Source organism: Enterococcus sp. AZ119, assembly GCF_050546175.1.
In the GTDB taxonomy this organism is placed as follows: Bacteria; Bacillota; Bacilli; order Lactobacillales; family Enterococcaceae; genus Enterococcus; species Enterococcus faecalis.
This window is the reverse complement of the sequence record NZ_CP172951.1, coordinates 1,904,025-1,928,858: the sequence shown is the minus strand read 5'-3', so window position 1 is coordinate 1,928,858 and position 24,834 is coordinate 1,904,025. Positions and strand designations below refer to the sequence as shown.

Annotated in this window: 18 protein-coding genes, 1 pseudogene and 1 riboswitch; of the genes and pseudogenes, 14 read left to right on the top strand and 5 right to left on the bottom strand. The window is 37.5% G+C overall.

Annotated elements, in window-relative coordinates; translation table 11 throughout:
* Nucleotides 1-30 precede the first annotated feature (30 nt).
* From IGL37_RS09405 to IGL37_RS09390, 4 genes and pseudogenes are all read right to left on the bottom strand, one after another.
* A pseudogene (locus IGL37_RS09405) lies at nucleotides 31-602 on the bottom strand (CHAP domain-containing protein); the annotation flags it as partial.
* Nucleotides 553-885, bottom strand: coding sequence for an ATP-binding protein (locus tag IGL37_RS09400; protein ID WP_002362869.1), 333 nt, complete (start codon nucleotides 883-885; stop codon nucleotides 553-555). The pseudogene IGL37_RS09405 and the gene IGL37_RS09400, both read right to left, overlap by 50 nt.
* Nucleotides 886-1,489: 604 nt before the next feature.
* Nucleotides 1,490-2,092, bottom strand: a complete 603-nt coding sequence (locus IGL37_RS09395; RefSeq protein ID WP_002389010.1) for a YczE/YyaS/YitT family protein — start codon at nucleotides 2,090-2,092, stop codon at nucleotides 1,490-1,492.
* An 84-nt stretch (nucleotides 2,093-2,176) separates the two neighbouring features.
* Entirely contained in the window at nucleotides 2,177-2,956 is a 780-nt protein-coding gene (locus IGL37_RS09390; RefSeq protein WP_002359767.1) for an SDR family oxidoreductase, read from the bottom strand.
* A gap of 415 nt (nucleotides 2,957-3,371) precedes the next feature.
* Between IGL37_RS09390 and rseP the strand changes: the two genes are divergently transcribed.
* The 9 genes from rseP to asnS all read left to right on the top strand — a co-directional run bounded on the left by rseP (nucleotide 3,372) and on the right by asnS (nucleotide 20,471).
* Nucleotides 3,372-4,640 (top strand): RIP metalloprotease RseP, encoded by a 1,269-nt coding sequence (gene rseP / locus IGL37_RS09385; RefSeq protein ID WP_002362168.1) that lies wholly within the window; start codon nucleotides 3,372-3,374, stop codon nucleotides 4,638-4,640.
* A gap of 71 nt (nucleotides 4,641-4,711) precedes the next feature.
* Nucleotides 4,712-6,430 (top strand): proline--tRNA ligase, encoded by a 1,719-nt coding sequence (locus IGL37_RS09380; protein WP_002359769.1) that lies wholly within the window; start codon nucleotides 4,712-4,714, stop codon nucleotides 6,428-6,430.
* A 250-nt stretch (nucleotides 6,431-6,680) separates the two neighbouring features.
* Nucleotides 6,681-11,036: a PolC-type DNA polymerase III gene (locus IGL37_RS09375; RefSeq protein ID WP_002381593.1), complete on the top strand. Its 4,356-nt coding sequence runs from the start codon at nucleotides 6,681-6,683 to the stop codon at nucleotides 11,034-11,036.
* A 210-nt stretch (nucleotides 11,037-11,246) separates the two neighbouring features.
* Complete coding sequence (locus tag IGL37_RS09370) at nucleotides 11,247-12,704, top strand: amino acid permease (RefSeq protein WP_002356790.1); 1,458 nt, start codon at nucleotides 11,247-11,249, stop codon at nucleotides 12,702-12,704.
* A 219-nt stretch (nucleotides 12,705-12,923) separates the two neighbouring features.
* Entirely contained in the window at nucleotides 12,924-14,300 is a 1,377-nt protein-coding gene (locus IGL37_RS09365; protein WP_002410802.1) for a hypothetical protein, read from the top strand.
* A 180-nt stretch (nucleotides 14,301-14,480) separates the two neighbouring features.
* Nucleotides 14,481-17,270: an ATP-dependent DNA helicase DinG gene (locus IGL37_RS09360; protein WP_033917871.1), complete on the top strand. Its 2,790-nt coding sequence runs from the start codon at nucleotides 14,481-14,483 to the stop codon at nucleotides 17,268-17,270.
* 75 nt (nucleotides 17,271-17,345) lie between these two features.
* Entirely contained in the window at nucleotides 17,346-17,864 is a 519-nt protein-coding gene (locus IGL37_RS09355) for a DUF5590 domain-containing protein (RefSeq protein WP_002382785.1), read from the top strand.
* 38 nt (nucleotides 17,865-17,902) lie between these two features.
* A complete protein-coding gene (locus tag IGL37_RS09350; protein WP_002379652.1) occupies nucleotides 17,903-19,102 on the top strand; it encodes a pyridoxal phosphate-dependent aminotransferase in 1,200 nt (399 codons plus the stop codon).
* 16 nt (nucleotides 19,103-19,118) lie between these two features.
* Nucleotides 19,119-20,471 carry an asparagine--tRNA ligase gene (gene asnS / locus IGL37_RS09345; protein WP_002376912.1) on the top strand — a complete coding sequence of 451 codons (1,353 nt, stop codon included), beginning with the start codon at nucleotides 19,119-19,121 and terminating at the stop codon, nucleotides 20,469-20,471.
* Between the two features lie 46 nt (nucleotides 20,472-20,517).
* Here asnS and IGL37_RS09340 read toward each other — a convergent pair whose 3' ends face one another.
* On the bottom strand, nucleotides 20,518-21,477 hold the full coding sequence (locus IGL37_RS09340) for a Gfo/Idh/MocA family protein (RefSeq protein ID WP_033917872.1): 960 nt from the start codon (nucleotides 21,475-21,477) through the stop codon (nucleotides 20,518-20,520).
* A 166-nt stretch (nucleotides 21,478-21,643) separates the two neighbouring features.
* Here IGL37_RS09340 and IGL37_RS09335 point away from each other — a divergent pair, with 166 nt between their 5' ends.
* The 5 genes from IGL37_RS09335 (at nucleotide 21,644) to IGL37_RS09315 (ending at nucleotide 24,834) form a co-directional block, all read left to right on the top strand.
* Entirely contained in the window at nucleotides 21,644-22,168 is a 525-nt protein-coding gene (locus IGL37_RS09335) for a hypothetical protein (protein ID WP_002382789.1), read from the top strand.
* A gap of 59 nt (nucleotides 22,169-22,227) precedes the next feature.
* Complete coding sequence (locus tag IGL37_RS09330) at nucleotides 22,228-22,407, top strand: hypothetical protein (protein ID WP_002384259.1); 180 nt, start codon at nucleotides 22,228-22,230, stop codon at nucleotides 22,405-22,407.
* Nucleotides 22,408-22,506: 99 nt separating this feature from the next.
* Nucleotides 22,507-23,148 (top strand): glycoside hydrolase family 73 protein, encoded by a 642-nt coding sequence (locus tag IGL37_RS09325; RefSeq protein WP_002366997.1) that lies wholly within the window; start codon nucleotides 22,507-22,509, stop codon nucleotides 23,146-23,148.
* A gap of 19 nt (nucleotides 23,149-23,167) precedes the next feature.
* On the top strand, nucleotides 23,168-23,854 hold the full coding sequence (locus IGL37_RS09320) for a hydrolase (protein WP_002356802.1): 687 nt from the start codon (nucleotides 23,168-23,170) through the stop codon (nucleotides 23,852-23,854).
* Between the two features lie 146 nt (nucleotides 23,855-24,000).
* Nucleotides 24,001-24,098, top strand: a riboswitch (purine riboswitch).
* Between the two features lie 154 nt (nucleotides 24,099-24,252).
* Nucleotides 24,253-24,834 carry a xanthine phosphoribosyltransferase gene (locus IGL37_RS09315; protein ID WP_002356804.1) on the top strand — a complete coding sequence of 194 codons (582 nt, stop codon included), beginning with the start codon at nucleotides 24,253-24,255 and terminating at the stop codon, nucleotides 24,832-24,834.

Sequence of the window (24,834 nt, the reverse complement as noted above, 5' to 3'; positions counted from 1 at the left end):
ATCAAACATTTATTCAGAAAGATATGCTGTTTACGGAATACCATAACCCATGATATAAGGGCTATTTTTTCATAACTTAGTTTAGCAATTTTGTTTCCTGAATTCTCTTCAATTGTGTAAACAACTTCATTTTCTACTTTCTCAACAATCCCAACGTAATAACTGATAGAATCACCATCCCAATCAAAAAAGATGATATTCCCATTTTTAGGCAAACTTCCTTTCCTAAACCATTGGTTATTCGCTTTAAAATTTTCAATACTAGTTGGGCAATAGGCAAAATGTTCCATTTTAACTCCAGCTTTTTCAGCATTATAAGAAACAAAAATAGCGCACCATTCTACACGTCCATTAAAGCCATACCATTGCCAATATTTCGTTCCACCCTTATGTATTCCTTCATTCAATTCTTTAAGTGCTGCTTTTACAATAGCTGAATTCCCTTGACTATTGTTGTTGGAAATAGAAGTGATGTATTGTTTAACAATTTGAGCATAAAACATATTGCCATACGCATAACGATAATCATAGCCTATGTTGATAGCTATAGGATTAGTGTAAGTGACTGTTTTTCCATCTGCTTGAGTTTTTGAGAATTGAATCGTAATAAAGTGGATGATTGATCACCTCCATAATCCGATTAAAAAACTCAGATTTAGGGTCAACGTACAAGCCTTTTCCATTCATTAAAACGGAGAGGAAGAAAATGAACTTTGCCAAGTAAGATTTTCCGTTTACAGTGGGTCCAGTGATGGCAATGTGCGGGCTATTGGCTTTTTTATCGGTGATATCATTTAGTATAATTGTACTATAAAACAATTGAACACATTGAAAGGGGAAGAAATGTACAAATTCAAAAAGTACAAATATAAAGGCGAGGAGCATTATTTTACTGGTGTTACTCTTTTCAAAGTGAACGACAATAAAATTATTTCGCTTAAAGAATTTAAATCAATAACAAATACTTATCGTCCTTTCAAGTAGAATAATTTAGTGTTGCACTTAAACTGTAACACTAGGTTTATTATAAAAACGTACGTTCTTGTTTGTAAATAACTCTTTTGTCGTAATTAATTTATTCATGAAAACTGACTTTGTTATAGTTATTCGTTTAGCTCGCATTTTTCTTACTAAAAACTATCCAAAAGTATCCATATTTTTATAGTTGAAACGGTTTGAAACTAAATCAAAACTAACTACAATTGAAAAAAATCACTGGTATTTCACAACATTCTAAGAAAAAGAATAATGCTGTCATACCAACGATTAGAGCTTATCAGAAGCTCTTAAAAAAACTAACCCTTTGCTGGAAGGCTCTGTCAGCTAGTTTTTCACTCTACCAACAAAATAATCAACCAAAATAACAACGGAAATCCAAACAAGAAACATACTAATCATGCTTCTTCAAAGAAGCACAAATAAAAAAGTGATGACTCGAGAAGAAAATCTCTATGGAGTCATCGCTTTTTCTTATATTTTAGTTAAAAAATTATTTTACTAAAGGTTGAAGTAACTTGTTCCAGAAACTAATAAGTGGGCCAGCTCCAAATGCACAAATAATTGTACCAATCCCAATTGGACCACCAGCAATAAAGCCAATTAATAGGACCAACAAATCTTGTGCTTTTCGAACAGAAGCGTAAGGTTTGTTGATTTGTTGACAGATGGTTGGCGCAATCGCATCATAAGGGGACTCGCCTTGATCTGTAGCCATGTATAAGGCGCAGCCAAATGTAAAAATCAGGACTCCGACGAATAAAGAAAGTAGTTTGCCAATTGTTGAGCCTCCTAAACTATTGGCGTAAGGTTGAAGCCAAGTAGAAATCTGTTGAATCAAAATTCCTACTAAAAGCATATTTAAAATAGTTCCTAGACCAATGGCTTTTTTGTTTTTTAAATAGACATAGAATAAAATAAACGCATTGACAATAATTTGAAAAATGCCTAATTGCATACCAAACATTGAAGAAAGTCCGATATTCATAGCAGTGAAAGGATCAACTCCTAAACCTGCCACTCTTAAAGTGGATGCGCCAATCCCGATAATAACTAAACCAATTAAAATTAAAAGAACATTTTTGACTAGTTTCATGGTAAGCCTCCTGAATAGATTTTGTGTGTGATAGTACAAAGTCTGCAACAAAAATTCATAGAGAATTTTGTTGCAGACTACTTTTTAACCAGCTCCGTGTTGGAACGAAGGGTATAGAGACATCCCGCCATCTACAAAGAGTGTTGTTCCAGTTACGTATGAGGATTCATCAGAAGCTAACCAAGCGGCCGCAGCAGCTACTTGATTTGGTTTACCAATAATGCCCATAGGAACCATGCTCGTTGTTTGTTTTAACTGTTCGGGATCGGAAAATTTTTCAGCATTAATAGGTGTGTTAATCGCTCCAGGCGCAATACAGTTGGCACGAATACCATATTCCGCATATTCCAAAGCGATTGTTTTCGTGAACATTTCGGTTGCGCCTTTACTTGCCGCATAGTGGGCGAACGTTGGCCAAGGAATTCTTTGGTGAACGGAGGACATATTAATGATTGACCCTTTGATTTTTTGATCTCTAAATATTCGGAGTGCCTCTCTAGAACCTAAAAAGACACCGTTTAAATTGACATCAATGACACGTTGCCATTCTTTTAATGGCATATCAATTGTCGGAAAAGAAGCCTCCACACCGGCGTTATTTACCCAAATGTCAACATGACCAAACTCTTTTAAAGCGGTTTCAGCTAACGCTTTAATATCTTCTTCATTAGAGACATCAGCCTTCACGAATTTTACGCGGTCTGCGTGCTTGGCTTGGACATCTTCAAATTCTTTAGGCAGCTCACCGACATAGTCAGCAACAACATTCATGCCCTCTAAGATATAACGCAGAGTAATAAATAATCCTAAACCCGTAGCTGCACCAGTGACAACGGCCACTTTACCATGTAATTCTCCATACATTGATTCATTCCCCCTAAAATTACTATTAATACTTTCATGGTAGCACATGTCAATCAGCGTGTTGATAAAATACGACAAACTGTCGGAAAAGTTTATGGTCTAAAGTTAGCTACTATTGTTGAAGGTCTTTAAAAAAATACTGGTCGTAGTAATCAATTCCTCTCATTTATAGAGTTTTCTAAAAAAACACAAAATATCTAGGCGAAGTGGTCAAGTCCAATGGTTATTTATGAGTGAATATGCTAAAATAAAACTTGTCTTACATAAGGAAAGATTTGTTCACTAACAGTGGCGACTGTTCTCAGTAAACAGTTGCACTGGTTTATCGGGAAGGGAACAGAGCAAGTTTTACGAGACTTTCCCATGTAATAATAAAAAGCACTGAACGTCAGTGAATGAAGGAAGAAGGACATCTATGAAAACAATTATCACATTCATTATTGTCTTCGGTATTCTTGTCCTCGTACATGAATTTGGTCACTTTTATTTTGCAAAACGAGCGGGTATTTTAGTTCGTGAGTTTGCAATCGGAATGGGACCAAAGATTTTTGCGCATCGTGGAAAAGATGGCACCACTTATACGATTCGCTTATTGCCGATTGGTGGCTATGTGCGAATGGCTGGGATGGGCGAAGACATGACAGAAATCACACCAGGTATGCCTCTATCTGTTGAGTTAAATGCCGTGGGTAATGTGGTTAAAATTAATACAAGTAAAAAAGTACAATTACCTCATAGTATTCCGATGGAAGTCGTTGATTTTGATCTTGAAAAAGAATTATTCATCAAGGGCTATGTCAATGGAAACGAGGAAGAAGAAACCGTTTATAAAGTTGACCATGATGCAACGATTATTGAAAGTGATGGAACCGAGGTGCGGATTGCGCCACTTGACGTTCAATTTCAATCAGCGAAATTATCGCAACGCATTTTGACGAACTTTGCGGGACCCATGAATAACTTTATCTTAGGGTTTATTCTGTTTACGTTAGCGGTCTTTCTACAAGGAGGCGTCACTGATTTAAACACGAATCAAATTGGACAAGTGATTCCTAATGGCCCAGCCGCAGAAGCTGGGTTGAAAGAAAATGATAAAGTCTTATCGATTAATAATCAAAAAATCAAAAAATACGAAGATTTTACAACCATTGTGCAGAAGAACCCCGAAAAGCCGTTAACGTTCGTAGTTGAGCGTAACGGCAAAGAAGAGCAACTAACAGTGACACCAGAAAAACAAAAAGTGGAAAAACAAACGATTGGTAAAGTCGGCGTTTATCCTTATATGAAAACCGATTTACCGTCAAAATTGATGGGCGGTATTCAGGATACTTTAAATAGTACGACACAGATTTTTAAAGCACTCGGCTCACTATTCACAGGCTTTAGTTTAAACAAACTAGGTGGGCCAGTCATGATGTTTAAGTTATCGGAAGAAGCATCCAATGCTGGAGTAAGTACAGTTGTATTCTTAATGGCCATGTTGTCAATGAACTTAGGGATTATTAATTTGTTGCCAATCCCAGCTTTAGATGGCGGGAAAATTGTCTTAAACATTATTGAAGGCGTACGTGGAAAACCAATTAGTCCTGAAAAAGAAGGCATCATTACGTTAATTGGCTTTGGGTTTGTCATGGTGTTAATGGTGTTAGTTACTTGGAACGATATTCAACGCTTTTTCTTTTAAGGAGAAAGCTTAAGTAAAAAAGTGTGTAAAGAAATCAAAAATAGTTGATTTTAAAATAGAGGAGAGTTTTAATGAAACAGTCAAAAATGTTAATTCCAACGTTAAGAGAAGTACCAAATGATGCAGAAGTCTTAAGTCATCAAATTCTGTTGCGCGCAGGCTATATTCGTCAAGTCGCTGCAGGGATCTATTCTTATTTACCTTTAGCCAATCGTGTTTTAGAAAAATTAAAAACGATTATGCGAGAAGAATTTGAGAAAATTGATGCAGTTGAAATGTTAATGCCTGCGTTATTACCAGCAGAACTTTGGAAAGAATCAGGCCGTTATGAAACTTATGGACCTAACTTGTATCGCTTAAAAGATCGCAATGACCGTGACTATATCTTAGGCCCAACGCATGAAGAAACCTTCACAGAATTAATTCGTGATGAAATTAATTCTTACAAACGATTACCTTTGAATTTATACCAAATTCAAACAAAATATCGTGATGAAAAACGCCCACGTTCTGGCTTATTAAGAGGCCGTGAATTTATCATGAAAGATGGCTATTCTTTCCATGCCGATGAAGCTAGTTTAGATCAATCATACCGTGATTACGAAAAAGCTTACTCACGCATTTTTGAACGCTGTGGACTAGAATTCCGTGCCATTATTGGGGACGGTGGTGCCATGGGTGGTAAAGATTCTAAAGAATTTATGGCGATTTCTGAAATTGGGGAAGATACTATTTGTTATTCAACAGAAAGTGATTATGCTGCCAATTTAGAAATGGCAACAAGTCTTTATACGCCGAAAAAATCACATGAAACACAATTAGATTTAGAAAAAATTGCAACACCAGAAGTGGGTACAATTGCCGAAGTGGCAAACTTCTTTGAAGTTGAGCCACAACGTATTATTAAATCAGTACTATTTATTGCCGATGAAGAGCCAGTAATGGTCTTGGTTCGTGGCGATCATGATGTCAATGACGTCAAATTGAAAAACTTCTTAGGCGCTGATTTCTTAGATGAAGCAACAGAAGAAGATGCTCGCCGTGTCTTAGGAGCGGGCTTTGGTTCAATTGGTCCAGTCAATGTTTCCGAAGATGTTAAAATTTATGCAGATTTAGCCGTTCAAGATTTAGCCAACGCCATTGTTGGAGCTAACGAAGATGGCTATCATTTGACAAATGTAAATCCAGATCGTGATTTCCAACCAATTAGTTACGAAGATTTACGCTTTGTTCAAGAAGGCGATCCTTCTCCTGATGGCAATGGTGTCTTAGCCTTTACTAAAGGAATCGAAATTGGTCATATCTTTAAATTAGGAACGCGTTATAGTGATGCTATGGGCGCAACAGTTTTAGATGAAAACGGTCGTGAAAAATCAGTGATCATGGGTTGCTATGGCATCGGCGTTAGTCGTTTACTTTCAGCAATCGTTGAACAAAATGCAGACGAGCGCGGTATTAATTGGCCAACAGGAATTGCGCCATTTGATTTACACGTGGTCCAAATGAATGTGAAAGATGAGTACCAAACAAAACTATCACAAGAAGTTGAAGCAATGATGACCGAAGCGGGCTACGAAGTATTAGTTGATGACCGCAATGAGCGCGCAGGCGTAAAATTTGCTGATGCTGATTTAATTGGTTGTCCAATCCGTATCACAGTCGGTAAAAAAGCAGTCGATGGTGTGGTAGAAGTCAAAATCAAACGTACTGGTGAAATGTTGGAAGTACGCAAAGAAGAATTAGAAAGTACACTTTCTATTTTGATGAACACAACATCAGAAGTGGAATAATAATGAAAAGGGCGGACAGAATGATTAGGATAAACTGTTTCCGCCACTTATCAGCGTTTAAGCTTGAAGCAAAAATCTAAAGTGATTTTTGCTTCAAGCTCTTCTTAGCTCTTTTTAGAAAAGAAACAAGATTGTTTTTTTACAAAAAACGAGTATACTTAATAGAGAAGCGAATGCAGAGAAACCGAAAAAAGGCACTTGACAGATTTGTCTGAGGGCCTTTTTTCAATGATAGAAGGAGGTTCATTTTGTGACAGAAAAAGCACGCGATTTATTTGATAAACTGATGACGCAAATTCAGTTAGATGACACAGCGAAAGAACATCCCTTAATTCAAAATGGCCGGATTGACAAGGTCATTGTTCACCAACAAAGTCGCTTATGGGAATTTCATTTAAGTTTTGATGAATTGATGCCAGTGATGCTATATCAAACATTTATGCAACAATTGGAACTAGCTTTTCAACAAATTGCGCAGGTTTCCGTTCAAATAACCACAAATCAGACAACATTTACAGAGGAACAATTAACGGATTATTGGCAGTTGGCCTTGTTAAATAGTCAATGCAATACACCGTTAGTTCAGAAAGTCTTAAAAACACAGACACCACAATTTGAAGATCGGAAAATTATCTTACCTGTTGATAATGAAGCAGTTATTCCTTATTTGAAGCAACAATATTTACCAATTATTGAGGAACTTTATTTCTCTTACGGGTTTCCTAAATTTCATATTGAACCAAAAATGGATCAACAGCAAGCTGCAGAAGTGCTGAAAAAGTTTGAAGAGCAAAAATTAGAACAAGCCGCAGCCTTTCAACAACAAGCTGCTGAATCGCTTGTTAAACATGAACAAATGAAAAAAGAAAAACAACAACAAGCGCCTGCGTTTGATGGTCCAATTCGTTTAGGTCGGAATATTCCCAATGATGAACCCATTATGCCAATGGGAAATATACTGGAAGAAGAACGTCGGATAACGATTGAAGGCTTTATTTTTGATAAAGAAGTGCGTGAATTGCGTTCTAAACGAAAAATTTTAATTTTGAAAATAACTGATTATACTTCCTCTTTCGTGGTGAAGAAATTTTCGAATGGGGAAAAAGATGAACAAGTTTTTGATGCGATTCAACCACAAAGTTGGATTCGTGTTCGTGGTAGTGTACAAGAAGATACCTTCATGCGTGATTTAGTCATGAATGCTCAAGATTTGATGGAAGTCGCCCATGCGCCAAGAAAAGACTACGCGCCTGAAGGTGAAAAACGTGTAGAATTACACATGCATAGTAACATGAGTACAATGGATGCGACCAATAAAGTCGGTGACTTGGTGGCGCAAGCGGGGAAATGGGGGCACAAGGCCATCGCAATTACGGATCATGGCGGAGCCCAAGCGTTTCCTGATGCCCATGCTGCAGGTAAAAAAGCAGGCGTTAAAATTTTATACGGCGTGGAAGCCAATATTGTTGATGATGGTGTACCTATTGCTTACAACGAAGAACATATTGAATTAACAGATGCTACCTATGTGGTCTTTGACGTGGAAACAACGGGGCTTTCCGCTGTTTATGATACAATTATTGAATTGGCCGCTGTCAAAATGCACAAAGGAAATGTCATTGAGACTTTTGAGCAGTTTATTGATCCTGGTCATCCATTATCTCAAACGACGATCAATTTAACTGGGATTACAGATGAAATGGTGCGCGGCTCAAAGTCCGAAGAAGAAGTTTTACGCATGTTTAAAGAGTTTTCAGAAGGAACTATTTTAGTGGCCCACAACGCTTCTTTTGATATGGGGTTCTTAAATACAAGTTATGGCAAACATGGAATACCTGAAGCGGCTAATCCCGTCATCGATACATTAGAATTATCCAGATTCTTGTATCCACATTTCAAAAGCCATCGTCTAAATACCTTATCGAAAAAATTTGGCGTCAACTTAGAACAACATCACCGCGCCATCTATGACTCGGAATCAACAGGTCATTTGTGCTGGATTTTCTTAAAAGAAGCGAAAGAGAATCATGATATGCATTTCCATGATGATTTGAATCGTCATATTGGCGAAGGAGACTCATACAAACGAGCTCGACCTTTCCATGCAACGATTTTAGCAACAACTCAAGCAGGATTAAAAAATCTTTTTAAATTGATTTCGATGTCCAATGTAGATTATTTTTTCCGAGTACCACGGATTCCTCGTTCGCAATTATCGAAGTTAAGAGAAGGGCTTTTAATCGGTTCCGCATGTTCAAACGGCGAAATTTTTGAAGCAATGATGCAAAAAGGTGTCGAAGAAGCAAAAAATCGTGCCAAATTCTACGATTATATTGAAGTTATGCCCAAACCAGTTTACGCGCCATTAATTGAACAAGAATTGGTGAAAAATGAAGCAGATTTGGAAGAAATTATTAGTAATCTAGTGAAAATCGGTGACGAACTTGGCAAGCTGGTTGTCGCCACTGGAAATGTTCATTATTTAAATGAAGAAGATGCCATCTATCGGAAAATTTTAGTCGGGTCTATGGGCGGCGCTAATCCGTTAAATCGCCATAGTTTACCAAAGGTTCATTTCAGAACCACCGATGAAATGTTAACGGAATTTCAATTTTTAGGACAAGACGTCGCTAAGCGAATTGTAGTAGAAAATCCCAACAAAGTCGCTGATTTATGTGAAGAAGTTATTCCAGTAAAAGACGATTTGTATACGCCAAAAATTCCTGGGTCTGAACAAGAGATCACTGATTTAAGCTACAATCGTGCGCGCGAATTGTATGGCGATCCTTTACCAGAAATTGTCGAAAAACGGTTAGAAAAGGAACTGAATTCGATTAACGGGAATGGTTTCTCGGTCATTTATTTAATTTCTCAAAAACTGGTGCATAAAAGTAATGAAGACGGCTATTTAGTTGGTTCACGGGGCTCTGTCGGTTCGAGTTTTGTTGCGACAATGACAGGGATTACTGAAGTAAATCCTTTAGCGCCACATTATTATTGTCCTGAGTGTCAATATTCTGAGTTCTATGAAGATGGTTCCTATGGTTCAGGGTTTGATATGCCTGAAAAAGCCTGTCCAAAATGTGGCGCTCGATTGTTTAAAGATGGTCACGACATTCCTTTTGAAACGTTCTTAGGGTTTCATGGCGACAAAGTTCCCGATATCGATTTGAACTTTTCTGGCGATTATCAAGCCGAAGCCCATAACTACACGAAAGTTCTTTTTGGTGAAGAATATGTCTACCGGGCAGGAACCATTGGTACAGTAGCCGACAAAACAGCGTATGGCTTTGTTAAAGGATATGAAAGAGATCATAATTTACATTTGCGTGGTGCTGAAATTGATCGCTTAGCCAAAGGTTCAACAGGGGTTAAACGGACGACTGGGCAGCATCCCGGCGGTATTATTGTAATTCCTGATTACATGGATGTTTATGACTTTACGCCAATCCAATACCCTGCAGATGATCAAGAGGCAGAATGGAAAACGACGCACTTTGATTTCCATTCCATTCACGATAATATTTTAAAACTTGATATTCTAGGACATGATGATCCGACCGTGATTCGGATGTTACAAGATTTATCTGGGATTGAGCCAAAAACCATCCCAACAGACGATCCAGAAGTGATGCGTATTTTTGAAGGACCTGATGTTCTAGGTGTGGATGCAGAGCAAATTTATTCTAAAACAGGAACTTTAGGAATTCCTGAATTTGGGACACGTTTCGTTCGAGGTATGTTAGAACAGACCCATCCATCAACTTTTGCAGAATTACTTCAAATTTCTGGACTGTCTCACGGAACCGATGTGTGGCTAGGGAATGCAGAAGAGTTGATTCGCCGTGGCGAAGCCAATCTTGCTGAAGTAATTGGTTGTCGGGATGATATCATGGTTTATTTAATTCATGCTGGTTTGGACAGTGGGATGGCCTTTAAGATTATGGAAACGGTACGTAAAGGACAATGGAATAAGATTCCTGATGAACTACGGGATACGTATTTAAATGCGATGAAAGAAAACAACGTCCCTGACTGGTATATTGATTCTTGTTCTAAAATTAAATATATGTTCCCGAAAGCCCATGCGGCAGCATACGTATTAATGGCGTTGCGGGTCGCTTACTTTAAAGTTTATTTCCCAATCTTATATTACTGTGCGTTTTTCTCCGTTCGGGCGGATGACTTCGACTTAGTGGCAATGTCACAAGGGAAAGAAGCTGTGAAAGCACGAATGAAAGAAATTACGGACAAAGGGATGGACGCCTCCACTAAAGAGAAAAACTTATTAACGGTTTTAGAATTATGTAATGAAATGTTGGAACGGGGCTATAAATTTGGCATGATTGATTTGTACAAATCAGATGCTGAAAATTTTGTGATTGAAGGGGATACCTTGATTGCACCTTTCCGAGCAGTGCCAAGTTTAGGCCTCAACGTAGCGAAAGCCATTGTTGCTGCGCGAGAAGAGCAACCGTTCTTATCGAAAGAAGATTTGGCAACACGAGGCAAAGTTTCTAAAACGTTAATTGAATACATGAATGAAAATGGTGTCTTAAAAGACTTGCCAGATGAAAACCAATTATCATTATTTGATATGTTATAAAAGAAAAATCTCTTAGAAAAAGGCTGGTGAAGCAACTTATTCACCGGCCTTTTTTAGTCATCAAACAAATTAGAAAATCATTGCTAGAAGCGTTTTAATTACTTATTAAAAAGCCATCTTTATTTAATTATGTTGAGCTTGTGCATAAAAAGTAAAATGCTTATGATAAATGAAGAGCTTTATTTTTTTAATAAGAAAGGAATTGGTTATATGGACAAAAAGCAATTACGATGGTTTACCGTCGGGTTAATTGCCTTTAACATGGTCTGGGGTCTTGGAAATGTTGTGAATAATTATGCACAACAAGGGATTTCAGTAGTCACTTCATGGCTTTTGATTTTAGTTTTATATTTTATTCCCTATGCGTTAATCGTAGGACAGTTAGGTTCAACATTTAAAGACAGTAATGGTGGGGTTAGTTCGTGGGTGCAAAATACCAGTACTAAACGTCTAGCCTATTATGCAGCATGGACTTATTGGGTAGTGCACATTCCTTACTTGGCACAAAAACCACAAGCAATTTTAATTGCCTTAGGTTGGGCAGTTCAAGGGAATGGAAACTTAGTCAATACGATGCCAATTGTAACGGTATCATTTATTTCATTAATAATTTTCTTGGTTTTCTTGTTATTATCAACAAAAGGGTTAACCACCTTAAAAGTTATTGGTGGTTTAGCTGGAACCGCCATGTTTGTGATGTCTATTTTATTCATTTTATTAGCGGTAGGCGCACCATTTATTAATTCAACGGTTGAATTTGCGACGCCAAACATGTCACAAGTCAGCACCTACATTCCTAAATTTGATTTTAGTTATTTTACAACCGTATCAATGTTAGTTTTTGCGGTAGGTGGCGCTGAAAAAATTTCTCCTTACGTAAATGCAACTAAAAATCCAGCCAAAGAGTTCCCTAAAGGAATGATTTTCCTAGCAGCAATGGTTGGTTTATCGGCTGTTTTAGGTTCATTTGCAATGGGAATGTTATTCTCAAGTGACAATATTCCTAAAGATTTAATGGCAAATGGTGCCTATAGTGCCTTCCAAAAATTAGGCGCGTATTATGGTGTCGGTAATCTCTTAATGATTGTTTATGCGTTAACGAATACAGTGGGTCAAGTGGCTGCGTTAGCCTTTTCAATTGATGCTCCACTGAAAATTCTTTTAGCTGAAGCAGATCCAGAATTTGTTCCAAGTTGGTTACGTAAACGTACGAAAAAAGGTACGTTAATTAATGGTTACTTATTAACAGGTATTTTAGTAAGTATTATTATCGCTTTACCAATGTTTGGGTTGAAGGACATGAACGAAGTGGTTAAATGGCTAACTAACTTAAATTCTGTAGTTATGCCAATGCGTTACTTGTGGGTCTTCTTTGCCTATATGCTTCTAAACAAAGCATACAAACAATTTAATTCAGAATATAAATTTGTTAAAAATCCTAAAATTGGTTTTGTGTTTGGTCTTTGGTGTTTCCTATTTACAGCCTTTGCTTGTATCCTAGGAATGGTGCCTAAATTTGAGTATGCCTCAGACCCTCAAGGCTGGTTGTTCCAATTAGCTTCTAACATTGTGACACCAATCGTCTTAATTCTATTAGGAATGATTTTACCAGCAATTGCACGTCGCGAGAAAAAAGACACGATTTTGCCAATTGATTCAGCAGAATAATTGGTTGCATGTTTCAAGGATAAAATAGTCAGTTTAAGTATTTTGCGTGAGATAAATGGTCAATAGGACTGTTTGTCTCACGTTTTTTTTCTGTCGATTTTTCTCTAAAATTTCTATTGTCTCTTAAAAATATGAGAAAATCAGAAGAATTTCTCCTGTATACTAAAGGTATCTATCATTAAAAAATGGTTATTAACGGAGAAAAAGGAAGTGAACCTCATGACTAAAACACTTGAAACACAACCAGAAGAGAAAACGGTCTTTCTTTGTAAAGAAACGAATCCAGATTTTTTAGGACGAGAAATTTATGCGGATAATGTTGAAACACCGTATAATTTTTACTTAATTCGCAAGCTTTATTTAGCGAAAGAGTACCAAAATTTAGCAGAAGGGGAACAATTTTTTGAGGCTTTATGTGAAAGTTGGGATGAATCAGAACAGTTTGAAGAGTTAATTGTTAAAAAGATTTATGTCTATGTTGAAACGGAGTTAATGTACTACACTGTTTATTTTGGAAGCTTTGAGCCGACCACTCGTGACTTACGATCCGCACTGAAACAATGGATGTATGAAATACCGACAACTAAAAATAAAAAAATAGTCCGTATGAATGAAACCAATGTGCAAGTAGTGCCGCAAGAAAATCAATTAACGGAATTAGCTGGTGAAATTGCTGTCTTACGTGAAATGTTGACACTTTTAAAAGAAAATTTAGCCTCCTTAAATGAAGCCGTTAATCAAACGAGAAATCCCGTCATTTCTAGACAAATAAAAACGATCCATTTGAAAAGAGCTTCTCCTGTGATAGCCGCAGAACAGGCATCGCTGAAAGTATCAGAGGATACTAATCTGGAACAACCAGACGTCAATCTCTCGCCTGATAATCGGGAAAATCAAGAAGGTGAAACAACTGTAGCAACAAGTGAAGCAGTGCTTCCCGTTAACAAACTAGTGCTTGAAGAACCAGCGAAAGAACCAGTGTTATCTGAACCAGCGCCAATTAAAGAAGCGCTGCCAGAAAAAAAACAAGAAAACCAGCAGAGTACCGCGGCAAAACCTTTATTTACTTTTCCACAAGAAACAGAAAAAAGCTCGCTAAATTCAGTGGATAAGTCTGCCGAAAAAGAAGAGGAGCAGAAGCCAGAAAAAGAAGCTGTCTCTATGGAAAGTGAGAAAGAAAATTCATCAAGTCGGACAATTCCTGCGGACTTTCAACGACAATTGGACGAATTAGAAGAGGAAATTTATCGTCGCTTTATGAGTCGCCAGTTAGAGGATACTGATGGAAATCAAGCAGTACCGAAAATAACGATTGAAAAAAGACAGTTAGAAGCACAAATGTTTGAAGCAAAAGCATTCTCACAATCATTTAAACAAGTTCAAAAGAAAAAGGCAGGAGACGTGCGAATTTGCAATCAGTTAAGTTGTATGAAATTAGAAAAAGGATTAGATAAATTTTTAGACGAAGTTACAGAATATGTTGAAAAGCGGACACTATTTAATAAAAAGGTTCGTTGTCCGCTCCCAGTAATCAGAGAATTGGAAGGCTATGGGCAATTAAACCAGTATATGCAGAAAATCCTTGACTGTTATTAATCGTTTATTTAGGAGAAGGTAAGACAAAACCATTCAGTTTATCAGCTTTTAAGCCTGAAACAAAAATCACTTTGGATTTTTGTTTCAGGCTCTTTCTTATTATTTCTGGAAAAGATTTCAAGAGAATTTTTGAAATACTAGTGAAAATCCTATAAATTGTAGTATAATTTTCAAAGATGAATGAAAGGCGTGAAGTCATTGAAAGACAAACAAGTGTATGCAGTAGTTGACCTTGAAACGACTGGAACAGATCCTACAAGTGATCGGATCATTCAGTTTGGATGCGTTCTCGTTCAAGATGGAAAGATTATTGCGAACTTTGCGACAGATGTGAATCCCAATCAAGTAGTACCAAAACAAATTCAAAGTTTAACGGGGATTAGTAATACGCAAGTTCAAAAAGCGCCTTATTTTGAAGATGTAGCACATACAATTTATCATTATCTGGAAGATACTATTTTTGTGGCGCATAACGTCCACTTTGATTATAATTTTTTAGCTCGTGAACTGGTACGGTGTGGCACGCCGCCACTTACCATTCCAGCCATTGATACAGTGGAATTGGCACAGATTTTTTTACCGACAGAAAAAAGTTTCCGTTTAAGTGATTTGTCGGAAAGCTTAGGTTTGTCTCATGAGAATCCCCATCAAGCAGATAGTGATGCGCAGGTTACAGCCGAACTTTTGTTATTAATTCAAGAAAAAATGAAATCTTTACCATTAGTCACTATGGAAAAAATTGCGGAATTAAGTCAACAGACAGCGCGGGAAACCAGTACTTTTATTCAACAAACGTATGAACAAATGAAAAAACAAGTCACACCATTAAATCCAGCTTATCAAGTGGTCAGTGGCATTGCTTTACGCAAAAAAGAAGTTCCTCTTTTTGAAGAAACGTTCTATCAGACTAGCACGTATCCCAAAACTAAAAAAGCCAAAGAAAAACTGTTTGGCGAACGTTTCGCTTATCGTGCGGAACAGAGTCGGATGATGAATTTAGTCTATGATCATTTTACAGAAGGAACGACAAAAGATTTATTTATTGAAGCAGCGACTGGAACGGGAAAAACATTAGGCTATCTGTTGCCGATGAGCTATTTAGCAACGCCAGAAAAACCAGTCATCATTTCAACAGTTTCGATTGTTTTACAAAATCAATTAGTGGAAAAAGATTTACCGTTAGCCAATCAAATCTGCCAAGGGAAATTACGAGGCATTGTTATTAAAAGCCATCGACACTATCTTGATTTACAACGCTTTAAGACAACGTTGAATCAGCCAACTCCGCAAAAACAATACGCTCTTTATCAAATGGGCGTTCTCGTCTGGTTGCTAGAAACAGAAACGGGCGATTTAGATGAACTACAATTGACGAATTTAAATCATTTATTCTGGAAAGAAGTTACACATCGCGGATTGGATTTTCTTTCAAAAAAAGATGAACTTTATGAAGTTGACTTTTTAAGACATCTGTATAAAAAAGTCGCTCAAAGTAACGTGTTGATTGTTAATCATGCATTTTTGGCGCAAGAGTCGCTAAGAAAACAACCGTTATTACCTGAAAGTCCGTGGCTAATTATTGATGAAGCACATCATTTACCAGACATCGCTAGTCGGATGGCAAGCGAACGAGTAAACAGTGTGATACTAAAAAAACAAGTCACGCATTTTATTGAAAAAGAACAACTTTTTGTTGCTTTACAGCAAATTTTTCAACAGTTTTCTGAAGAGCAGCGGCTTGTAAAAATTTATCAGCAAGGTTTATTGGATTTTGTGGATGAATGGCAAGATTTTCTTTTTGAATTGCATCGTTTATTTAGTAAAACGCAGAAGCGAATAGACCATCAGGAGTTGCTTTTAACCAAAGAACGTATTGATTATTTATCTGCTGCGGGAGAAAAACATAGTCAAACGCTCCAGCTTTTACTGCAGGAGCTGTTAACTATTCAAAGTAAGTTACAGCAAACAATTATGAGTCAGTTGGAAACCTTTAGTTTGGCTGATCGCATCGTTTTTGTTCGCTTGTTTCAATTTTTTGATGAAATTGAACGTATTCACCACTGTTTTACCATTTATCTTGATGATTGGCGTCCACGTTGGGTAAAAGAATATTTACCACAAAATGAAGACCATGGCTTGATTGAAATTCATGACTTAGAAGCTAGTTTACTTCCTGAAACAAAGTGGTATCCGCGGTATGAACGAATTATTTATACAAGCGGCACATTGAAGTTTGGCAACAATAAAAAGTATTTACCGCAACGCTTAGGTTTAACAGAGGTGACGTTCAAAACCCTGCCAACGCCATATAACTATGCAGAAAATGCGCGAGTCTATGTACCGGAAGAAGCAGTAGCCATTCAAAATGCCTCTTCCTATGAAATGGGTCAATACATTTCAGATACCATTGAAAAATTGATGGCGCAAGAGGAACGTTCGATGTTGGTTCTTTTTACTTCGCATGAATTATTGTCCACCGTGTATCATCAAGTCCAGCCGAGATTATTGGAAAAAGGACAAGAGGTCCTCGCCCAAGGGATTAGCGGCAGTCGTGAAAAAATTCTTAAACGGTTCTCTAATGGAAAACCGAATGTCTTGCTAGGAGCCGATAGCTTTTGGGAAGGTGTGGACTTACCAGGAACAGCTTTACAGTTATTGATAGTCACGCGTTTACCTTTTGAAAACCCGAAACGACCACTTGTGCAAGCAAAATATGCGTATTTAGAAGCAGAAGGGATACAACCATTTGCTCAAGAAGCGGTACCGAAAGCAGCCTTACGTTTGCGACAAGCACTGGGCCGTTTAATCCGTTCTGAAGAAGACAGAGGGGCATTGCTGATTCTGGATCGTCGTTTAGTCACTGCAAAATATGGCAAACGATTAATCAAAGCGTTTCCCAAGGGACTCTCAGTAAAAGAAGCGCCCATGCCTGAAATTTTAGAAGAATTAAAGGAATTTTTAAACAAATAATTGATTATTTTTAGGTCATATTTGTGAAAGGCCGCTATTTTTCTGCTATAATAAGACCCAGTAAGTTTAGAGAGGATGGAAGGATTTTTGGAGGAATTAGAAGAAAAGAAAGAGAAGAAACGGATTACTGTCCTTTTAACCCTATTGGCAATCCTTTTAGCAATTCTTGTAACAATAATTATCTTTTTTGTACGAACCAATCAACCAATGGCTCAAGCCAAAAAAGAAGCAACCGCAATTGCCAAAACTTCTGCTAATTTAGAAACAGTTGATAAATTTTACTGGTTTACACGCAAAAATACGTATTTTACTTTAACCGGCAAAAATGATAAAGGCACAGAGATTGTCGTGATTGTCCCTAAATCGGGAGAAAAAGTCACGGTCTTAAATCAAAAAGATGGTCAAACTGAACAACAAATAACAGACATTGTTGCTAAAGCCCATCCCGATGAATCGGTGATGAAAGCTACGTTAGGGCTTTATGATAAGCGCCCTGCATGGGAAGTGGTCACCGAAAATGATCAAGGAGTACTGACGTATTATCTTATGAGCTTTGATAAAGGCGAAGAGATCAACGTTGTCAAAGATATTTAATTTAGATAGGTTTTGATGAAAGTGGGAGTGAAAGGTGTATGAACGTATCAAATCGAGCACAGCAATTGACTCCTTCTGTTACATTAGCAGCTGCCGCCAAGGCGAAAGCATTAAAAGCAAAAGGTGTAGATGTTTTAAGCTTAACGGTTGGGGAACCAGATTTTGTAACCCCGAAAAATATTCAAAAAGCAGCAATTGCTTCAATTGAGGATGGAAGAGCAAGTTATTACACACCTTCTGGCGGCATTCCTGAATTAAAGCAAGCAATTGTCTCTTATGTGGAACGAGAATATCAACTTCGTTATCAACCCAAGCAAGTTATTGTGACAGATGGTGCCAAATATGCGCTGTATCTATTATTTCAAGCCATTTTGAACGTTGGGGACGAAGTGATTATCCCTGTCCCTTATTGGGTAAGTTATGGTGAACAAGTCAAATTAGCAGAAGGCAAGCCAGTATTTGTATCAAGCACGCAAGAGCAATCATTTAAAGTGTCAGTCGCACAATTAGAAGCTGTACGAACGGACAAAACAAAAGCAATCATTTTAAATTCACCATCTAACCCAACTGGTGTTATTTATAAGGAAGAAGAATTACGCCAAATTGGTGAATGGGCAGTTGCTCATAATATCCTCATTATTGCAGATGATATTTATGGTCGTTTGGTGTACAATGGACATCGGTTCACACCAATTGCAACCATCTCAGAAGCAATTCGTCAACAGACAATCATTATTAATGGTGTTTCCAAAACATATGCAATGACAGGCTGGCGCATTGGTTTTGCAGTCGGGGATGAAAAAATTATTCAAGCAATGACACAACTCGCTTCACAATCCACCAGTAATCCAGTTGCAGTTAGCCAATATGCGGCAATTGAGGCTTTAACAGGTGAACAGTCGGTAGTTGAAGACATGCGTCAGGCCTTTGAAAAACGCCTGAATCATATCTATCCAAAAGTAGCAGCTTTGCCAGGCGTTTCGCTAATAAAACCTGAAGGCGCCTTTTATCTATTCCCGAATGTCAAAAAAACGTTAGAAATTTGTGGGTATGATAACGTGACTAACTGGGTGGAAGATTTATTACAAGAAGCGCATGTTGCTCTGGTAACGGGAGAGGGCTTTGGTGCACCAGAACATGTGCGGATGAGCTATGCGACAGATTTAATGACGTTAGAAAAAGCGATTGAGCGAATGAACGACTTTATAGAAAAGAAACGAATTCAGCACAACGCCTAAAAGAATAAACTAAGAAATGAACGGAGAGACAAACGTGGAACAAATTCAAATTATTGATTCAAACAAACATGTTGGAGAAACAGTAAAAATTGGCGCTTGGATTGCTAACAAACGCTCAAGCGGAAAAATTGCCTTTTTACAATTACGTGACGGGACAGCCTTTTTCCAAGGTGTCGTGTTCAAACCAAACTTCATTGAAGCCTTTGGTGAAGAAGCTGGTACAGAAAAATTCCAAGAAATTAAACATTTATCACAAGAAACAGCAGTCATGGTTACTGGTGTTATCAAAGAAGATAGTCGTTCTAAGTTCGGCTATGAAATGGATATCACTGATTTAGAAGTCGTTGGCGCTTCAGAAGATTACCCAATTACGCCGAAAGAACACGGTACAGATTTCTTAATGGATCATCGTCATTTATGGTTACGTTCAAGCAAACAACATGCAATCATGTTAGTTCGTAACGAAATTATTCGTGCTACTTACGAGTTCTTTAACGAACAAGGATTCATTAAAATTGATAGCCCAATTTTAACAGGCTCAGCACCAGAAGGCACAACAGAATTATTTGAAACAGATTACTTCGGACAACCAGCATTCTTATCACAAACAGGTCAATTATATGCAGAAGCTGGTGCGATGGCATTTGGAAAAGTCTTTACGTTTGGACCAACTTTCCGTGCGGAAAAATCCAAAACTCGTCGTCACTTAACGGAATTCTGGATGATTGAACCAGAAATGGCATACACAACTCATGAAGAATCACTAGATATTCAAGAAGCCTACGTAAAACATTTAATTAAATCGGTATTGAAAAATCAACAATATCCATTGGATGTTTTAGAACGTGATACAGCGTTACTGGAAAAATATGTTTCGGAGCCATTCAAACGTATTACTTACGATGATGCGATTGAGTTATTACAAAAAGAAGAAGCAAACAATGATTATGATCACATTGAATGGGGCGAAGACTTTGGTAGCCCACATGAAACCTTTATTTCAAATTACTATGGCGTTCCAACATTCATTTTAAATTATCCAAAAGCAATTAAAGCCTTCTATATGAAACCACATCCAACACGTGAAGATGTTGTAATTTGTGCCGATTTAATTGCACCAGAAGGTTATGGTGAAATTATCGGTGGTTCAGAGCGTGCAACTGATTATGATTATTTAAAAGAAAAAGTTGCTGAGTTTGGCTTATCTGAAGAAGAATACAGCTGGTATTTAGATTTACGTAAATACGGTTCTGTGCCACATTCTGGCTTCGGATTAGGTTTAGAACGTGCTGTTACGTTCATTACTGGTAATGAACACATTCGTGAAGCGATTCCGTTCCCACGTATGTTAAACCGTATTTATCCATAGAGAACAAATAAAAAAGAGAACTTCAGCAAAAGCCGAAGTTCTTTTTTTAATTCTGCCATAATTTTTGCATCTGGTCCAAAATATCAATGACTTCTGTCGTGAAAAATAAGGAGCGGTTGGGTTGTGTACCTTTGATTGCTTCAACCATATTGTAGATTTCATAATTCATGGCTTCAGCTGAGTACCCAGAAACGATGGTCTCAACCGTACCGTCATTGTAGTGAACAATCGCTTCATCTGCACGTGGATAATCTGTAATGGTAATATAGGCATCTTCAAAAGCAACAATTCCTTGCTTTGGCATTTTTGCTTGGAATGTTAATGAAATAGTCGCCAACTCATTTTCTTTATTCCGAAGCAATGTCACCGATTGTTCATCAACGCCAGTAGAGAAGGGAACCATGCTAGAAGCTAAAACGTCTGGCTGTGAGCTGAGAAACCAACGAGCAAACGAAACCGCATAAGTACCAATATCTAACAATGCGCCGCCTGCTAAGTCAGGATTAAAAAAGCGATTTTTAGGATCGGGTTCTTTGTAACTTCCAAATGGTGCTTGAATCATTTTTAACTGACCAAATTTGCCAGCATCCATCAAGCGACGTAATTCGTCGTATAGTGGCATGTTAAAAATAGTCATGGCTTCTGCTAAAATAAGGTCATTTTTTTCTGCAACTGCCAAGGCTTGTTTTAATTCTGCCGCGTTCATCGTAATAGCTTTTTCACACAACACATGTTTTCCGGACTGGAGCGCTTTTAAAATGTGTTCAGCATGTTGTTTATTTGGCACTGCTATATAAACAACATCGATTGTTTCATCTGCTAGCAATTCTTCATAAGAACCATAGGCTTTAGGGATTGAATAATCAGCGGCAAATTGTTCTGCTTTAGTCAATGTCCGTGAAGCAACAGCTGCAAGTTGGCTAGTTTCTTGTTTAAACGTTGAAGCAAATTCGTGGGCAATCCCACCTAATCCTACGATGCCCCATTGATATAATTTTTTTGTCAAAAGAAGTCCTCCTAATCTATGCAATTTCTTCAAATCTTCTTCATTATTTATTATACTGTAAACAAGAGAAATTAGAAAACAAGGACAATTTTGTAAATATGATAAAATCCAGAGATAAAAAGATGCTTTTTTTAGAGAATTTCAGTAAAATAGAAAATGGAGGCGAATGATTATGCATCAAGTTTATGTAGATATTATTGTTGACGCAATTATTGAACAGTACCAAACAGAAGAAAATTTTTACTCCGCTTATCAAATTCAAGCAGCCGATTGGCAAGCTTGGAAAGAAGGCCAATTTGGTTTGGACAATGAAGTCATGCAAAAAATTAAGAATTTGTTTACGGATTATGAGTGGATGCTGACTCAAAAAATACTCCGCCAAACCATCTTATTTCCGGAAAAACGTAACCTAGCTGTTTCGGAATATAAACGGTTAAAAACAACAATTGCCAAAAAATGGCTACAATCTGATTTGGGCGTTGTAGAATTAATTCCTAACAATAAACAGGAACAAGAAATTGCTGCTGGTTATATTGATTTGAAAGTGACGCTGGCCTATGGCGAATGGGGTTTTGATGACATTATTACATTCCGGTTACCAGCTACGATTCAACGACAATTGGAAGGTTCAAAAGTTGAATTATTAGATTGGGTCAATGAAAATCTGATGGATACTTACGTAGGTGAATAACGAATAGGAAGGATGGTCTTTTGAAATACACAATTGCTGGGATTTTATCTGTGATTATTATGTTTGGTGCGGTAATTTTTGTCTTTTTTGGCAAAAAGCCAGTTGAAGAATCTGTTCACACATCAACTGAAACAACAGTGAAATCATCCACTAAAATTTCTGAAAGTAGTACAGTTTCTTCAACTGCTACCACTGAATCAAGTACTGAAATCACGAGCGTAAGCAGTGATGAAAGTTGATAATTTTCTGTGAAAATGATACAATTATTCGGTTATAGTAACAAATGAAATCAATCACGAAAGTGAAAGATAGTGAAACATTTTATCGGAAAATAAAAGATGAAGTGGGGAATTAATGAAGTGAGCAACTATCAGAAAAAAAGAAAAAAGCAGCTGAATTTGCCAAAGTTATTCTTAGGCGTAGTTGTCGTCGGTTTGGCCTTTGTCTTTTCGTTATCTGTCCTTTCTGATTCAGATAAGGGACAAAGCGAGTCAGTCAATCGCCAAAATGAAAACATCTCAAAAGAAGAATTTGTTGCTGAAATCACACCGTATGCACGTGAATTACAAGAATCTTACGGGGTATTACCAAGTATTATTATGGGGCAAGCAGTTTTAGAATCAAATTTTGGACAAAGTCAATTAGCATCGAAATATAACAATCTTTTTGGGATTAAAGCATATGGGAATCAACCAAAAGTCAATTTAGAAACAAAAGAGTATGTCAATGAGGTCTGGATTACGATTCAGGGTGATTTTCGAGTTTATGACAATTGGGAAGAATCCATGCGAGATCATACCAAGTTATTTGTTGATGGGGTCGATTGGGATCCAAATTTATATGAAAAAGTCTTGTTAGCCAAAAATTATAAAGAGGCTGCACAAGCGCTTCAAGATGCTGGATACGCAACGGATCCTACATACGCTGATAAGATCATTCATGTAATTGAAGAATACAATTTAAATAAATACGACCGTTAAGCATGGAGGAACGATGACAATGAGCGAAAAGTGGATTCCAGAAATTATGACGCCGCTGAAACAAGATATTGTAAAAATGCCAGAGATTATTCGGCAAGCCAGTGGCATTAAAATTTTTGGCCGTAAAATAAAATCAATTATTTTTACGACAGATATTGCGATTATCCGCAATACGGATGCACAGGCAGTGATTGCTGTATATCCTTTTACACCGCATCCAGCGATTACAAAAGGCATTATTGAAGCAGCGGATATTCCTGTCTTTTCAGGAGTCGGCGGCGGTTTAACGCAAGGCATGCGTTCTGCTTATATGAGTTTATTTGCAGAAGCACAAGGCTCAATGGGTGTCGTTTTGAATGGTCCTACACCAATTGAAACAATTAAAATGGTGGATGAAGCAATCGATATTCCTATTATCAGCACAGTAACTTCTATTCATACGCCAATTGATGAAAAACTTGCGGCTGGCGTGGATATGATTAATATCAGTGCAGGAAAAGACACTGCAGCCACCGTACGCTATTTCCGTGGCAAGTATCCAGAATTACCGATTATTGCAACAGGAGGACCAACTGAATCGAGTATCCATGAAACCATTATCGCCGGAGCGAATGCTATTACATATACGCCCCCTAGTAACGGTGAATTATTCAGCAAAAAAATGAAAAAATATCGTGAACAAGAAAAAGCAACCGATGAAGAATAAAAAACGCTTTGGCAGCCGATCCTGCCAAAGCGTTTTTGGCTATTTAATGTTCGCTTTTACGGAACAATGGAAGAATGAACCAATTATTTGAAAATTCTAATGAAAAAAAGTTGTTAAACCATTGAAAGTTAGAGATTTTTGTACTATCCTAGAGAAACATAGAAGCTTGTATAAGGTCAAAATACGGTTGACCGTCTCTACCCAGCACCGTAAATGCTGGTCTATAAGTGAAGAAGAGCGGATAGCCCTTTTTTGCTTTGGCAAAATGGGCTTTTTTCTTTTGTTAGAACACGAATATAAATAGCACTTTGTTTTATTTCGTTCGTTTTTAACGAACCGTCCTTTCCTCAGGATGAGAACAAAGCATCTATCGAAAAATAAGTAAAGGAGTTCATATTGTGAAGGAATTAGTCGAACGTATTAAAAATGATGGCCGTGTATTAGGTGAAGGTGTTTTAAAAGTAGATAGTTTTATTACGCACCAAGTGGATCCAGAATTAATGGAGGCTATGGGTAATCGTTTTGCTGAGGTTTTCGCAGAAGCAGGCATTACCAAAGTAATTACAATTGAAGCATCAGGAATCGCTCCTGCCTTATACGCAGCGCAAAAATTAGGTGTGCCAATGATCTTCGCTCGTAAGGCAAAAAGTTTAACCATGGATGAAGAGCTCTTAACGGCTTCAGTTTATTCATTTACAAAACAAGTGACAAGTCAAATTTCCATTTCAAGAAAATTTTTATCTGATGCTGATAAAGTGTTGATTATTGATGACTTTTTAGCTAACGGACAAGCTGCCAAAGGATTGGTAGAATTATGCCAACAGGCTGGTGCAAAGGTTGAAGGAATTGGTATCGTAATTGAAAAATCATTCCAAGATGGTCGTCAGTTATTAGAAGACATGGGCTTAAATGTAGTCTCTTTAGCACGTATTGCTTCATTAAGTGAAGGAACGGTGACGTTTTTAGAGGAGGATGCATAA